A 15,889-nucleotide genomic window follows, 5' to 3' on the forward strand; every position below is an offset into this window, starting at 1 on the left:
AAGTGATTATGAGAGATCACAAAAAAATTATTCTTCCAAGGACTCTTCCGGCGAATCGTCCTCGGACTCCGCAGCTGCACGGGCAAGCATAGCCTTCTCCAGCTTCTGCACCTTTGCTGAGAGTGACGGAACCGTAAGCACCGCCGCATCGCGTTCCACCGGCGGGTTCAGCCGTGCCGCATTCTCATATCCCGCAACATCCGCCGCGACATCCGTCGGTAGATTCTCGGCCTTCTGCAAAATTTCCAGCATCTCATTGCTGAAGTACGTATCCAGCACAATCTTTCTCTTTGTCATGTGCGACAGCTCGCCGATAAACCGGCAGATCTGATCCAGCTCAAACGGCGTAATCTGGCGGGCGAACTCATACTCCTCAATTCTCTGAAGCGTACGGACAACTGCCTCAAGAGCTTCGGGCGTCACCACAAAGACCGTACAGCGATCGGACGCAAACACAAACTCCGTAAGCTGTGCGGCAACCGCATTCGGCACCACAAGATATGCCTCACCGCGGACACCCTCCTCCTTCGCCGCCTCAAACAGCTCCTCGGCCTCCGCCGCAACCCGTCCGGCAAACGAACCGACCTCGTCCGGTGATGCGGGGGAGACCGTATTGAAGAAGACATAACTGCTGTTCACCAGCACCGCAAAGTCCGGGTGTGCCGTGCCCCGGTACGTTGCCTCCGTCTTCAGATCCAGATGCAGATCCGAACAGACCTTCTCCAGAATTTCCCCGACACGTGCATGATGACCCTCGAAGATCTCCACCATACTCTGCCGTGCTGCAAGCTCAGCCGCCTTTCTCTCCTCTTCCAGCTTTGCCGCAAGTGTATTCAGGCGCTCTGCTTCAACCGCAAGCGCCGCATACTTTGCGTCGCGCTCATCCACATAGCCGTCAATCTCCGCCTGCCGTGCGGCGGTCTCCTTTACAGCAGCATCCAGTTCCTTCCGGAGACCGTCAATCTCTGCCTCGCGGCAGAGATACTGCTCACGGAACGTTCTTGCCTGATCGTTGTCCGCCAGATGCGCAGTGCGTTCTGCCGCCAGATCCGCAGACAGGGCATCACGGTCGGCGGAAAGAGCGGTATGAGCGGCGGATAGTTCCTTGTACTGATCATGTAACGCGGCAAGCTCTGCCTGACGGGCACCTTCCGCAGCCTTCCACTGCTCGGCAGAACTTGCATTCGCGGATGCGGTCTTTGTCATCTCGGCGAGTTTCTCCTCTAAAATCTCCTGCTCCTCCGAAAGGCTGTCTATATCGCCGTGGAGATTTTCGTTCAGGGACTTTGCCTCGGTCAGACGGGAGGTCAGACTGCCGATCTCGGTCTCCCGTGACGCAGCAAGACCTTCCGTTTCGGTCAGCTTCTGCTGCGTCTGGGCGAGATTTTCAACCAGAACCTTATACTCCTCTTCCGCAACTGTTGCTGCATCACAGATCTTCTTCCAGGAAAAAAGGCGTGCCCCGGCACCTGCCCCGCGTACCTTTCCGAAGAACGCACCAAGATTATCCGAATCGCTCATAATCTAATCAGGGAAATATATGTGTTTTCTATCAGATAATACATTCGCATTCTCCAATAGGAAAATCAAACAGAAAAAAGGGTTACTGGACCTGGGTCTTTTCATAGACCACAAACCGGGCCACCGTCCGGACTGCGGCAATCACCTGCGAAGGCGTGATCACCTGCACCGAACAGAGAGGCGACGCATACAGACACTTCGTCAGATACATCATGCACTCGTCCGGAACAACCACAAACGCCTCCTTGCGGCAGTTGACGGAGTCAACCGTGTTTGCCAGCTTCTTGGCAACCTCGCGGACCAGTCCGTCAGCCCCCCGCAGCTCCTCGTACGATGTCGGGGCAAAGGCTGAAAACAGCACATGATGGCCGCTGATCTGTGCGAGGAATCCGTACTTCTCCACCGCAGGAACAGTTCCTGCCGCTTCAGTGATGCAGGCCAGTGTCTTGTCACTGTGTTTTTTCCATTCCTCAAGGATCTCGTCGGTGATGGCCGAGTAGGTGGAAAGTGTCTGCTGTTTTGCGGAGAGATCGGACTGCAGGGACTGTTTGGTCTGTTCGAGCTGATCGATCTCTTTTGCAAGTTTTGCCTGTTCCTCTTTTAACTGATCCTGTTTCTGCCGGAACTCTGAGTCGGCCTGAACAGTTGCAAAACCCATACGGTTGATCTCGGTCAGCATCTGCTTTTTGACATCTTTCAGGGCGTTCAGTTCCCGTTTCAGCTCCGTAATTTCTGCATCGCGGGAGTCAAGCGTGGTCTTCAGGCGGTGAATCTCTGTTAAATCGCATTCACGCTGGTACTTCCAGGAGTCAACCGTCCGGGTAAGTTCGTGGATGGTTGGAACATACAGGCGGCTTTTTTCCTCGAAGTCTGCGTTGAGGTCATCGATCTCCTTTGCGTGAGTATAGTTGAGGCGGGTGATGGTCTCTTCGGACGCGGCAAGCCGGTCAAGTGCATCGTTCTTTTCATGCAGGAGGGCGGTGTACTCGGTTGTCAGCGTAGCGTAACGTTCGGTTTTCTCCGAGAGTTCTGCCTCTTTTTGAGCAAGAGATGTTTCCAGTTCCGCAGATCGTTCGACCGCCGCCGCAAGGTCAGCCTCAAGCCGGGATATCTGATCTTTCTGGGCGGCGAGGGCTTCTTCCTGTCTGCGAATCGTGGTCTCTTTGCACTCTCCATCCTCAGCCCAGCTTTTGGTATTGGCTTCGTAGCTGTCTTTCAGGAGTTCATGCGCGGTGGTTTCCTCGGCAAGCTTTTCTGATAACCGTGCGGATTCTGCGGTTGCCTGATTATATTTTGCGGTAAGCTCGGCAATTTCGCGTTTGAGCTGCTCGATATTTTTATTTGCAGCAGAAAGCGATCCGGCGATCTCCAGATATTCATTTTCCGCGGATACGATCTCGGACTGGACTTTTCCCCAGGAAAACAGTCGTTCCGAGACGCCGACACCGGAAAGCTTGCGGTATCGGTTTGAACCTCCTGCACTATTATTGTCGACCATGCCTCTGATACCTACTATATTTATATCATCATCAGATATGAAGATAAATGTTCGTTTTTCTTACGGAAGATAGTAAGTTCTGGATGTGCAGAGGTGCCATACCGGTAACAGCGCTCATCGGGGGTGATGACGTTCGTGTCCGGTATGACGTTTGTAATGATCATTATTTCCGAAACATGATGACTGCCAGAGATGTTGTGTGACCGTGGAGACAGAATCCACCAACACGTTAATCATGATTGCGGTTAAAATTTCTTCTCGTACAATTGTACCTGGTACTGAGAACAATTGTACCTGGTACTGAGAAGAATCGATTGGTTTTGTCCTGTTTCCTCATCGAGATATCTCAACTGTATATCAAAGGTAATTACGATGATTCCAACAAAACAACGTTACTCTACGGTTGCCGTTCCCTTTCCTGGCGATTCTTCTCTGAAACGACTGGTAATCGGTGCTCTCCTGTTGCTCCTTGTATGCAGCATTCTCACCGTCCCGGTTACTGCATCGTCTTCTGCAACAGTACAGGTGAGCAACTGGACTGCACTCAAAAACGCACTTGAATCGCCTGGTGTGAGCATTGTCACGGTTACGGCTGATATCGCTGTTCCGGAGAAAGGTTCCATCAGTGTCACTGGGAACATTACCCTTCAATCGGATGGCAATAATCGCTGTATTTCTCAGACCAAACCTTTGAATCCAAAACTGTCCGGGCTCTTCATAGTTCAGAGTGACGGCCATCTTGTGGTTAGGAACAATCCAATGAATACAGGCAGTCTCACGTTAGATGGTTGTTGTAATGACGAGGACTATGGGCCTCCGCTTGTGTATATCTCCTCTGACGGTACGTTCACAATGTCGGGCGGAAACATAACAAACTACAGCGCGATAGGCGCCGGCTACGCCGGCGGCTGTGTGTATGTCTCCTCCGGCGGCACGTTCACAATGTCGGGCGGAAACATAACAAACTGCAGGGCGAAAGGCGACGGCTACGCCGGCGGCTGTGTGTGGCTCTCCTCCGGCGGTACGTTCACAATGTCGGGCGGAAACATAACAAACTGCAGTGCGGAGAGCAGCGGCTACGCCGGCGGCTGTGTGTGTATCTACGGCGACGGCACGTTCACAATGTCGGGCGGAAACATAACAAACTGCAGCGCGAGCAGCGGCACTGCCGCCGGCGGCTGTGTGTGTATCTACGGCGACGGCACGTTCACAATGTCGGGCGGAAACATAACAAACTGCAGGGTGGTCGGCGCCGGCGGCTGTGCGAATGTCTTCGGCGGCACGTTCCGAATGTCGGGTGGAAACATAACAAACTGCAGCGCGGAGAGCGGCGGCGGCTGTGTGGAGGTCTCCTTCGGTGGTACGTTCACAATGTCGGGCGGACACATAACAAACTGCAGCGCGGGAGGCAGCGGCGGCTGTGTGGAGGTCTTCTCCGACTCCGCGTTCCGAATGTCGGGCGGAAACATAACAAACTGCAGCGCGGGAGGCAGCGGCGGCGGCGTGTGGGTCTGCAGCGAAAAGTTCTGGATGGAGGGCGGAAACATAACAAACTGCAACGCGGGATACAACGGCGACGGCGTGTGTGTTTTCGGCAAAGGTACGCTCAAAATGTCCGGTACAGCGACAATCCAGGATGAACTCTATCTCGCGGGGGATACGTATATCAACGTTACCGGAAAGATGGCATCCCCTGGCGGTGCGAGAAACATCATCCCGGAGAATCTGGAGGATAATCGTAGAGTGGTCTTGACCTCCTTTTCCGAGGATGCATCGGTAGTGAAGAACTTCTTCCGTCTGGGTTTTGGCATTCCTGACAAGGTCCTCGTGGTAAAAGGAAATTCCCTTGTTGTGGCTCCTCGACCGAGTAGCAGCAACCTGGAATTTGCCCTCCGTGTAATTTTTAACTCCAACGGCGGCAGTAAGGTCATCCCCGTAACAGATCTCTCGTACGGTGACAAAATAAGCAGACCCGATGACCCGACAAAAGACAGCTGCAGCTTCGGCGGCTGGTACACGGATGAGGCCTGTACAAAGGCATGGAACTTCTCTTCGGGAATTGACGGCGACATGACACTGTATGCCAAATGGCTCGGTGAATCATCATCTCCAACCGAACAGCCGACAAAACAAACAACATTTCAGGAAAATAGCACGGCAGAACAAATCCGGACCAGTCCAACCGTCACGGTCAGTACGGTAGTAACACCTCAGCCGACCCTAACCCAGGCTCCTGCACCCGTATTCGGGATACTGACGGGCATGCTTGCAGCGGGAATACTTTTCGGCAGACGACCGCCGCGGAGAAACAAATAACGCACAAAACCGGAAGATGGATGTCACCCGGACTGTCGGATTCAGTTCAGAGTTCAATGTTGTCGTCCACCTGCCGAGGAATAATTGTCCAGATTCACGGTGGTAAAAAAATATTCAAAACTCCCCTCCTCTTTTTGGCATATTGCAGACCTGTTGGGTGCTGTGAAATGTTCGTTTTTGTCCGAAGTCAGGATTTGCCGATGGTATGCCTTTTGGCTGCCTCCATCTTCAGCAGATCTTTTTTGATCTGCAAATCCGGCGTAAACCCGCCAAGCGTTCCGTCAGCCGCGAGAACACGGTGACAGGGAACGAGTAATGCGGTCGGGTTTTTTGCCATGGCATTGCCGACGACCCGCGGATGCGTGTCGGCGGCAAGGGCAATCTCCCGGTACGTCCGTGTTTCACCATAGGGAATTTCCGCGACCGCCCGGTAGATGCGGGCATACACTGTTTCTCCGGAGACGGCGGAGGAGATGAGCGGTGCAAACGAGTCGCTCCGTCCCGCAAGAAACTTCGTGAACTGCACCGGAACCGCACCTTCCGGTGCGGTTTTAACAAACTGCACCTGATGAACGATGTTTCCGTTCCAGGAGACAATCACCTTCCAGAGGCCGAATTTACAGGAACCTGTCTGCATTCTGTTCACTTCCACTTTGCAAGAATTGCCGGCAGGGTGTCTGCGTCGCACTCTTTCATCTCCGCACGCATCCAGGGGGGGAGGCCGGCGAAGATTTCGGGATCCAGAAACCGCTCTTCGCCGAGCAGCAGGACGCCCCGATCGGTTTCGGTGCGGAGTACGCGGCCCAGTGCCTGCATTGCTTTGTTCATCGCCGGAAGGGTGTAGGCGATGAACTCTCCTTCGGCGCCGAACTTGCGGCGGAAGTAGCTGTTCACCATTCTCCGCACCTGGGTGAACGGGGCGAGCGGCAGGCCGACCACCATTGCGGCGGTCAGCTGGTCGCCGCGGTAGTCCAGTCCTTCGCTCCATTTGCCGCCACAGACGGCAAACATGATTCCCGACTTCCGCCGGGCGGGCAGTGTCACAAACTCCTTGAGTGCGGCGTTGGCCTCTTCGGTTTCGCGGGGTTCGATGAACACCTGTTTGGTGCGGATTTTGCCGTCGCAGAGTTTTGCGTACTGGCTCTGGAGCTGATATGAGGGGAAGTAGATCGCAACATTGCCGGGAAGTTTTGCGAAGCTGAGGATGCTTGTAACAATCGCGTCGGTGTTTTCTTTGTTCTGCCGCCGTGAAAATGCGGTGGTGATGTCGCGGCTTGCGAGTACCAGCCGGTTTTCTTTGGGGAATGCGTTGGGCAGGGAGAGGGTTGCAACCGGCATTTCCCCAAAGTAGTAGCGGCGGTAGGATTCAACCGGTGCAAGGGTTCCGCTGATGAGAACGGTTGCGGCATGCATGGAGACCAGCTCCTGCAGCCGTCCGGCAGGGTCGATGTTGCGTACTTCCAGGGTTACGGATTCGCCGTCTTTGACGTAGACGGTCAGGTATGCCGGGTCGGAGGAGGAACGGTAAATCCGGAACAGGAATTCGCACAGCCGTTCGATTGCGGTTTCACGGTATTCGGCTTTCTGGATGCTTGCTTCGCGGAGTGTTTCTTTGATCGAGAGCAGGTCGTCTAAGATGTCGTCGAGTTTGGGATAGAGTGATCCTTTGATGAGGAGGCGGTTGAAGATTGCCGGATCGAACCAGTCTTCCACTTCGTTGGATCGTTTGAGGCCGTTCATGAACTCGGCGATGCGGGGGAGGACGTGCCGGACTGCGTCGGCTCCCCGGACTTTTCCGCGAATGGAGGCGAGTTCGTGGGAGGCGCTTTCGATGTCGTTTTCGCTGAGGCGGATGCTTTGGATGCTCTGGACGACGTCGCCGAGGTTGTGGGCTTCGTCGAGGAGCATCATGACGTCAGCGGGTTCGCACTGGAGGGTGACATAGAGCTGTTCGCGGATGTCGTCGTTGAAGAGGTGGTGATAGTTGAGGATGACGACGTCTGCGCCGCGGGCGGCGGAGAGCATGAGGTCATACGGACAGATGTTTCCGGCGAAGTCGTGGAGGTCGGCGGGCATGACGACGCCTTTCTGCGCCCGTTCGGTTTTGGTGCGCATTTCGGGCGAGGGGATCATGCGGCGTCCGCCGTCTTCGCCCTGGACGAAGACGCGGCTGTTGATGAAGTAGGGGCAGATCATCGGGTGGTCGCGGTCCTGTTTGCGGATCTGTTCCTGAATCATTTTGTCTTTGGCGGGGACCATGGAGCCGCGATCGGCGCGTTCCTGCATGAGTGCGGTGGAGAAGGCTTTGACACCTTCACATCTGCGGTAGACGTCGCCGTAACCGCCTAAGGGACACATGTTTCCTTTGCCGATGAGGTAGACGAATTTGAGGTCCTTTTTTTTCTTCTGCCGGATGAGTTCAAGTTCGCGGATGAAGATCTGGAGCTGGGAGATGGTGCGAACGGCGACGAAGATTTTTTTGCCGTTTGCTTCGGCAAGAAGCGGGGCGATGACGCTGGATTTGCCGCTGCCGGTCGGGGCGTCGATCATGAGGATGCCGCCTTCCCGTGCGGTTTTTGCTACCGTTTCCAGCATTTCTTTCTGGTTGTTCCGGTAGGACTGGTAGGGGAAGTAGTCGGCGATGGATGACATTGATGGAGTAGTATTGGGCGTTGGGGGATAATGGAGTTGTGCTTTGCGGGATGCAGGGGGTGAAGGGAATGCTCTTTCCTTTTTTTGGAAGGGTGCTATCCTCAGTTAATAGGATATAACACCTGACACGATATTAAACTATCTTCAATTATTCTTTGAAACGGAAAGATCGTTCAATGCACACGGAATTGTATGCATTGGAAAACCTAATTTGTGCTCAATAGATTTTTATACCCAACACCATTGATGACATTTTTTGCATACGGAAATTGTTTCATTTCCCGCACAAACGAAATTCATCCGGCAAATTGTGTATTCAGGGAATATGCCGGATTATATCCTATTAACTTAGGATGTAATGGTCTCCCCATGTATGCAGAGCTGTGTCTTCTGTCTGCATTTCCATCGGCTCCTAAGGAGGAATTTCATGAGTTTACGAAATTACGGGATAAAATGTCCCTTACGAAAGGCAGGCGTGCTGTTGCTCGCAGCTCTGCTTGCGTGTGTGCTGATGGCGGGAGCAGTCAGTGCTGATACATGGACAGATTCAGGCAACTTCAACGCATCGTGGTATGAAACCTATTCATCAGGCAATGAGTTCCTCATCTATGATGCTGGAAGCCTTGCCGCGTTTTCCGAAAAAGTCTCGAAAAACAGTTCTAAATTTGACTTTTCCGAAAAAACCGTTAAGCTGATGTCAGACATTAATCTGGAAGGACACAATTGGACGGCAATTGGAACTGAGAGTAACTCGTTCAACGGAACCTTTGATGGGCAGTATCATACCATTACAAACCTCGTAATGCCTGCTGAATATGATAAGGGCTTGTTTGGCTATACAAATGGAGCCACAATTCAGAATGTCACTGTGTCAAATGTCACGATATGTATAGATGGGACTAGTACATCACAAAGTGCGGGTGGTCTGGTAGGAAAGGCCGTGGGAACCACCATTAAAAATAGTCGCGTATCTGGTGGTAAGATAGAAACTATTCAGGCCTGGTCAATATGCGGGGGAACGGTCGGAACCCTTAATGGAGCAAGCACCATCGAGAACTGTACCTCCTCCGGAGTAACGATCACCATAAATGTTGTGACGAATGACCAGAGAGTACAGTCCGCCGGAGGGTTTGTGGGCTGGATGGGAAAAGATGCTCATGTTACCCGATGTTCTGCTCTGGACGCAACTATCGCCTCTCAGCATGAGCTAAACGGACTTGGTGGTTTTGCAGGATACTGTGAAGGGACGATCGACAACAGTACCGTTACCGGAACTATCACTGGTGTAGGAATAGATGTTGGCGGATTCGTGGGTCAGGAACGTGTGAATAGCAAAATTACGGATTGTTACAGTAATGTTCAGATACAGATTGACGTTCCCGAAGCTCTCGGGAGTTCTGGAGACGTCAACATTGGGGGATTTGTTGGTACTACAAAAGGATCCAATCTGGAAAACTGTTATGCAGTAGGTACAATTACCGTAACTGGAACTCCTAATACGAATGTGGGAGGATTCCTTGGACAGATCCGCGCTGACGAAAACACTATGACAACGATGAATAGTTGCGTTGCGCTGGTGAATTCGATTTCGGCAACATCGGCAGGTAATGTTAGCCGATTCATTGGGTATGTAAAGGAAGATAGTCACCCCGTCACGAAGGCATATGCGTGGGATAAACTTGGATATACTGACGATTCTACTATTTCCCAAGGAAAATCCTACAACGCAACCGGAGTTTCCAGCGCAGTATTCTGGGGTAAACAGAACTTTTTCTCTAACACTCTCGGGTGGACGTTCGAGCGTGTCTGGAAGATGAACTCCGGGAATGACAACTATCAGCTACCGGTTCTCGTCTGGCAGATTACTCCTGTTTCTGGGGATGGAAGTTATCTGAAACCCGAAGAGCCACCTGCACCTCCAGTACCTCAGCCAGTTTCCTCCAGTGACGGCAACATGAACAACGCCTTCCGTGTCCTCTTCGAGACCAACGGCGGCGGCTTCATCAGTCCTGCAACCGACCTCTCCTACGGCGACCGCGTGGCAAAACCCGCCGACCCCGTCAAGGACGGCTGCACCTTCGCAGGCTGGTACACAGACGCAGCATGCACGCAAGGATGGAGCTTCAGCGACAGCATTCCGGGAGACATGACCCTGTATGCAAAATGGACATCGTCGTCCTCCGGCACTGAAGCAACCGCAGCGGCAACCACCCAGCCGACCGCCAAAGCCACCACCGCACCGGCAGCCACGCAGTCCCAAACGGCAGCAGCCACCACCGCACCGGCAGCTACGCAGTCCCAAACGGCAGCAGCCACCACCGCAGCACCGGTCACTACAACTGCCGCCGGCGTCTCCCCGACCCTGACCCAGGCACCTGCCCCGGTCTTCGGCGCACTCTTCGGACTTCTTATCGCGGGAGTTCTCCTCAGAAGAAGAGCATAACCCTTCCTCTTTTTTTCATCCGGCCCTCCGATCCAAAAGGATACTATCCGGCCAGCCCGTACAAAAACCCGAACAAAGCCGCAAGAACTAAAATGACCGCACCGTACACCACCGTCCGCCGCGTACCTATCACAATATGCACCACCATCAGAAGCGGCAGACAGATGCCCGAACCCGAAAGCAGCAGGGAAACCATAGGTCCTGCGGCGATATCCCCCGCCCGATACCCGAACGTACTTTCCAGAACCGGCACATCCAGTGCTGCCGGCACATGAAGAATGATCCCGGAAAGGGAACCCGCAACACACGAGAGAAAACCATTGTCCGAAAGATACGGCACCAGCATCTCCGGAGGAATCAGGGAAGTGAACACCCCCAGCAGAAAGTGGCCGAGCAGAAGAAAAGGAACCGCCCGCACTGCGATATGCCCTGCAGAATGCATCCACTCGCGGATACCGCCGGAAGAGAGAAACCGGCGGGCATACAGCACAACGACCATACCCGCAAGAAGAACCGCCGCAATCTTTCCTGCAAACGGAACCGGAAGCGTTCCGGCAAACAGCATCAGAATCAGCAGAAGAAACAGCACCGGAACACACCACACCGTCTCTTCCGCAGACCCCGGCGTACTTTGCCGGAGAAACGTCAGCGGTGTTGTATGCGCCTGAAACAGAAAAGACATAATCCAGGCCGCAAGAACCGCAACCCCACCCGCACACACAACAAAAACGATCGCCGTTCCCGCACCGAACACCGAGGCCAGACCCGCAACCGCAACAACATTCAGCGCCGAACCCGCATACAAAAATACAATCTGCGGACCGACCGCCGACCCTCTCCGGTGCAGGGCGGCAAACATCGGAATAATAACAAGACTAAAAACACAGAGAAATGCGCCGGACAAAAGCGCAACCGGATACGAAACGCGGCGGGGAACCGCATCAGTAAAGTAATGAAAGATACCGGAACTGCGGGGAAACACCACAATCGCCCCTGCAAGGAGAAAAATCGGCACCAGACTTGTCAGCGCATTCGCTGCCGCATAACTGCCAAGATGAAACAGACCCGAAGCGATTGCTGCACCAAAATCCATCTGTACCAGTCACGTTTGCGGGAAAAGTCCATAAAGGAACGGATAGAACCAAAAAGAATATTGAAGCATCCGGGTGTGTGGGGGTCCGGATGCCCGTCAAACGACTATGAATGAATGCTTGTGTGTGGTGGTTGCTGTGTGTGATGTTGTTTTCTGCTCTGTGCCCCGCAGACCTGCTGTGCCGCGGAACACCCGTGCTGCCGAACCGGGGATGGATCGAAGCACGCTGTTGTGAGATGCCGGAATTTCCCGACGCTCACAACCATATACACATAGGAAGTGAATGTATATAATCTTTTACATAATGTGTAACGCATATGTCATCACCCGGGTACTGTTCCCGCAAAAATCAGACCGAATCCTCTCATAACAACGAATTGACCGCACGGAAATAAACAACAGGAAAAGGGATGGGTGATGCGGCACACCGGCAAATCTGATTTTTTTGTGTGCCGCATCTGTTCCGATTTGTGGAGAACCGGAAGTCATGTGTTCTTGGGAGAGTATGTGTGTGTGGTATGAATGTGTGTACGACACCCGCACTGATAAAAATCAGTGCAGGGTCTGTAGCTGTGGTGGTTTCAACAGATCCGGGTACTTTCGCGAATCCGCGGGCAGATTTTATTAAGGGGTAAAACCCGTCCGCTAAACCGGAAAGTGTGCATCTGTAACGAGTGTTGAATTCTGACATGTCCTTCGTATGCCGGAACACAGCACTCGTTGCTACTACCATAGGTCACGATCCTATAAAGGAATGCAGATAGTACCAAAAACATTCCGCAAAAAAATGCGAAAAAAGTATTTGAATTTTCAGATGTGAACAAAAACTCAGCTCTTTTTCGTCTTCCGCACGCGGACGGCGACCCCGCGGGAAGATCGGATCATCTCCTCCGCACCCATCGCCGCCTTCCCGGTTGCAAGATATCCCGGCCCTTCCACCAGCACCTCATCCCCTTCGCGAATAACCGGATCGGCTGAAGCCACTCCCGGTGCAAGAATATCACCCTGCGGCACAAACCCGTCGCTGATCCGAACCCGGTAGCCGGAAAGGAACTTCCAGCCCTCCATCGTGGGCCGGAGAAGCCCGGTTGACGCATCAATGGAAAACATCTGGGTCTTCTTCTCATAGATCTTCTGATTCGGATACCGGCCTTTTATCATCCAGCCTTTAGTATCAACCAGCTCGCCGAACTGCCAGGCAAGCGTACCGCGAACGGGATCATTGCGGCGTTTCCGGCAATCCTTCAGCGCCGCATTCAGCGCCCGCAGTGAATCGGGCGAAGAAGGCCGGTCATCCGTACACGTAACCTCCAACTCAACGCCTGCCGCCTCAGCTGCCGCGATTGCAACCGCTTTTGCCCCGCCTTCCAGATGGCAGATAACCCGCTCATACCGGTGCTTCGCCAGATACGCGGCAACATACCCGGTCAAAATCGCCGACTCCTCCCGATCCCAATATCCCGTCACCGGCACATCATAATGTCCCGCAGGATAGACAAGTTCCAGTTCGCGGGGCACAACGCCGAGCGGCGACGTAATAATCACCTCATGTGCCCGGCCCTCGATAACCTTCTGAAACTTCTGATGTGTCTTCGACATTGAGTAGGGTTTCCGTGCCGCACACGGCAGAAGAACGCAGACATCACTCCGTGACGGAACAAAACGGTTGATCACCCGCTCCGCAAAAAATGCAATCTCGGCCCGCGTCATCGACTCGGCCGAGTTTGCCAGGAACCGGGACGACCGCACCGCAGGAAGCGCCGCCGCAGAAAGCGGCGAACGGTCGAGCCTGCGGAGAAGCGCCACCTGCTCTGCATGAAGCCGGCATCTCTGCTCCATCAGCTCCCGCATCTGTCCCGCCGCAATCCAGGTCTTCACGACCGCAACCTCACGCTCCAGCGCCAGCCGGTTATGCAGGAAAAGATCATGCGTCCGGCATCCTTCGCAGCCACAGACACCCTTCTCCAGATACGAAGCATCGAACTCCCCTTCCGGCATACAGAACTTTCCCTGAATCGACGCCAGATCGACCGCGGTGTAATCGAAGAGATCAAACCCGGTTGCAATCAGCATGGCAGCGTTCGACGGAAGAGCACAGGCCGGAGCATAGCGGGCGGCGTCCGGCGGCGTTCCGGCAAAGATCGCCGCAAGGTACTCCACATACCGCCTCGCATCGCCGAGCACCGGCCGCCATCCCGGAATCATCACCACATCGCCGGAAACCGCAGGACAGACCGCCAGCGGATGAAAAGAAACCGGATCCGTACCCGGCACATAATAGATGTCCGCGTCCGACTGCGGGGCGGAGAGCGGAAGATTCGTAAACGGCCGGTCGGCAAGCGAAGGAAACAGCTCCCGTGCCTCAACGACTGCGGGCGTGTGAATCTCCACATCACCGATGCGGAGCATGCCGGTACGGGCGAGACCGTCACGGATTTTCACATCGAACGTACTCATGTAATAACCTCACAGTCCGGAAACGCATCCCGGAACCGGGCAGCCCACTTCTCCGTGGTAGAGATAGTCACCTTCGTATCAGGGTTTGCGGCGAGAAGCGCCGCAAGACCCCTGATACCATACGACACCATCGTCTCGTCCCAGGACGGAATCTCGCAGGGGCCGACCGGGAAGGTCTCGGCGAGTTCATACGGAACCGGGCCGAACGGCGGCTTAAACCCGACAACCTCGGCGAACCGCGAGGGAACCGGCCCGCCCGCATCGATCAGCGAAACGTCAGAAAGTTTCACGCGGGGGATCATCTCATGATATTTTCTGACCTCGGTACGGTCGCAGGACTCAGCACCGCGATAGAAGAACCGGCGTTTGGTTGCCCGGTCGAGGTGTTCCAGCTCGCCGGAACGCTCCAGCAGACGGCGGTAGCCGTCCAGCAGCCGCGGGTGTGCCCGGCAGCGTTCGTCCACCAGTTCCCAGAGCGTTCCTTCCTGCACCGCCGCACGGACACGGGAGATCTCGGCCATAGTGACGGCGAGGTTGTGGTAGGCGAGCAGTTTCTGACGGTCAGGCGATTTGCGGAGTTCATCTGCGGTGTGCGACCGGCAAACGGGGCAGGCGCAGGGCAGCTCACTCATCTCGTCGAGCTTCAGCGTACCGGACGGAGTGATGTAACGGCCCTCTTTGGCGTAGAGAGCATAGGCTGCGGAGTCGAAGACATCGCAGCCGAGCGCTACCGCGAGGGCGAACATGGACGGATGACCGGCTCCGAACAGATGCACACAGGCTCCCGGATTGAGCCCCTTCTTTGCGGCGATGATGACATCGACGAGTTCGCGGTAGCGGTAGGCTTCCATGAGGGGAACGACTGCGCCTACCGGGCAGTAGGCAAATCCCATCTCGGAGACGGTACGACCTGCGGTCTCCCGCAGGTCTTCGAAGACAGCTCCCTGTACCGGGCCGGAGAGCGGGGCGTCGGGGCCGAAGATCTCTTTTGCCTCCCGCATTCTGGCAACGGTGATCTCCATCTGGGCGATGACGTCCTCGCGGGGCGTGTCGGGGTGCGTCGGGATGTCTAAAGGAACCCAGATGTCGGAACCAATGTCCCGCTGGAAGGAGATGGTCTCCTCGTTGGTGATGTCCACACTTCCATAGACGGACATCTGGAATGAGCCGGAGTCGGTCATGATCAGCCCGTCGAAGTCGAGGACGTCGTGCAGTCCGCGTTCGAGTGCCTGATGCCGGAATTCCTCACTTTTGGAGAAGATGTAGGCGTTGGTGATGATGCCTTCCACGCCCATCTTCTTCATCTCGGCGGGGGGGATGATCTGCAGATGCGGGTTGACGACCGGCAGCAGTGCCGGGGTTCTGATGGTTTTGTCGCCGACTTTGAGTTTGCCGACGCGCCCTGCGATGTCTTTGTGGATTACTTCAAAATATATGCCCATGCCCGGTTGTCTCCGTTTGGAAAAGATGGTACATGTTTGGCGGGGGCTGTATTAAATATGGGGATTGTCCGGAGTGATTGGAACGGGATTGTATTTTATCGGATGACAATTTTTTTATCTGGTCGTTATCTTTTAGGGAGCAACTTCACCAAAGCGTTAATGGCTTTTTGCTGATCGGACGAGAGTTCGTATAGCTGCTTTATTGTGTTAACGTCCTCGGTTATTTTGTTAACATTGTTTTCAATATCTTCCAAACGTTTCATAAACTCATGATCAGTTGTAATATTTCCTTCGACAGCTGTCCAGTAGCGTAAAGCCCGAATAATGAAGGTACTTCTATCTATGGACTCCTTGCCTCGCTGAGCATCTATTTTTTCCAATAAATCTGTAGGAACCCGTAGCCCAACCATCTCTGACTTTGTCATACATAGATATTCGAAAACCATCTCAATTAGATTAAGTCAAGC

10 protein-coding genes and 1 pseudogene are annotated in these 15,889 nt (G+C 54.1%); 2 read left to right on the plus strand and 9 right to left on the minus strand.

Annotated features, from left to right (window positions below):
* Positions 1-27: 27 nt before the first annotated feature.
* The gene (locus O0S10_RS00490) at positions 28-1,521 is read right to left on the minus strand and encodes a coiled-coil domain-containing protein (RefSeq protein ID WP_268923923.1); all 1,494 of its coding nucleotides are present in this window, start codon (positions 1,519-1,521) and stop codon (positions 28-30) included.
* A gap of 82 nt (positions 1,522-1,603) precedes the next feature.
* The gene (locus O0S10_RS00495; protein WP_268923924.1) at positions 1,604-3,019 is read right to left on the minus strand and encodes a coiled-coil domain-containing protein; all 1,416 of its coding nucleotides are present in this window, start codon (positions 3,017-3,019) and stop codon (positions 1,604-1,606) included.
* A 1,683-nt stretch (positions 3,020-4,702) separates the two neighbouring features.
* Here O0S10_RS00495 and O0S10_RS10525 point away from each other — a divergent pair.
* Positions 4,703-5,095, plus strand: a pseudogene (locus O0S10_RS10525) (InlB B-repeat-containing protein); the annotation flags it as partial.
* A 134-nt stretch (positions 5,096-5,229) separates the two neighbouring features.
* Here the strand turns inward: O0S10_RS10525 and O0S10_RS10530 are convergent.
* From O0S10_RS10530 to O0S10_RS00510, 3 genes are all read right to left on the minus strand, one after another.
* Positions 5,230-5,283, minus strand: coding sequence for a hypothetical protein (locus tag O0S10_RS10530; protein WP_425438297.1), 54 nt, complete (start codon positions 5,281-5,283; stop codon positions 5,230-5,232).
* Between the two features lie 239 nt (positions 5,284-5,522).
* Positions 5,523-5,972: a methylated-DNA--[protein]-cysteine S-methyltransferase gene (locus tag O0S10_RS00505; RefSeq protein ID WP_268923926.1), complete on the minus strand. Its 450-nt coding sequence runs from the start codon at positions 5,970-5,972 to the stop codon at positions 5,523-5,525.
* Between the two features lie 5 nt (positions 5,973-5,977).
* A complete protein-coding gene (locus tag O0S10_RS00510) occupies positions 5,978-7,987 on the minus strand; it encodes an ATP-dependent DNA helicase (protein WP_268923927.1) in 2,010 nt (669 codons plus the stop codon).
* Positions 7,988-8,414: 427 nt separating this feature from the next.
* Between O0S10_RS00510 and O0S10_RS00515 the strand changes: the two genes are divergently transcribed.
* On the plus strand, positions 8,415-10,430 hold the full coding sequence (locus O0S10_RS00515) for a GLUG motif-containing protein (RefSeq protein ID WP_268923928.1): 2,016 nt from the start codon (positions 8,415-8,417) through the stop codon (positions 10,428-10,430).
* A 43-nt stretch (positions 10,431-10,473) separates the two neighbouring features.
* On the opposite strand, the gene O0S10_RS00520 is transcribed toward O0S10_RS00515, so the two are convergent.
* From O0S10_RS00520 to O0S10_RS00535, 4 genes are all read right to left on the minus strand, one after another.
* Positions 10,474-11,523, minus strand: a complete 1,050-nt coding sequence (locus O0S10_RS00520) for a permease (RefSeq protein ID WP_268923929.1) — start codon at positions 11,521-11,523, stop codon at positions 10,474-10,476.
* A gap of 828 nt (positions 11,524-12,351) precedes the next feature.
* Positions 12,352-13,980, minus strand: coding sequence for an archaeosine synthase subunit alpha (arcS, locus tag O0S10_RS00525; RefSeq protein ID WP_268923930.1), 1,629 nt, complete (start codon positions 13,978-13,980; stop codon positions 12,352-12,354).
* Positions 13,977-15,422 (minus strand): tRNA guanosine(15) transglycosylase TgtA, encoded by a 1,446-nt coding sequence (tgtA, locus tag O0S10_RS00530; RefSeq protein WP_268923931.1) that lies wholly within the window; start codon positions 15,420-15,422, stop codon positions 13,977-13,979. Before tgtA ends, arcS begins: the two co-directional genes overlap by 4 nt.
* 125 nt (positions 15,423-15,547) lie before the next feature.
* Positions 15,548-15,847, minus strand: a complete 300-nt coding sequence (locus O0S10_RS00535; protein ID WP_268923932.1) for a YlcI/YnfO family protein — start codon at positions 15,845-15,847, stop codon at positions 15,548-15,550.
* Positions 15,848-15,889: the final 42 nt, after the last annotated feature.

The organism is Methanocorpusculum petauri, from assembly GCF_026891975.1.
Taxonomy (GTDB): Archaea; Halobacteriota; Methanomicrobia; order Methanomicrobiales; family Methanocorpusculaceae; genus Methanocorpusculum; species Methanocorpusculum petauri.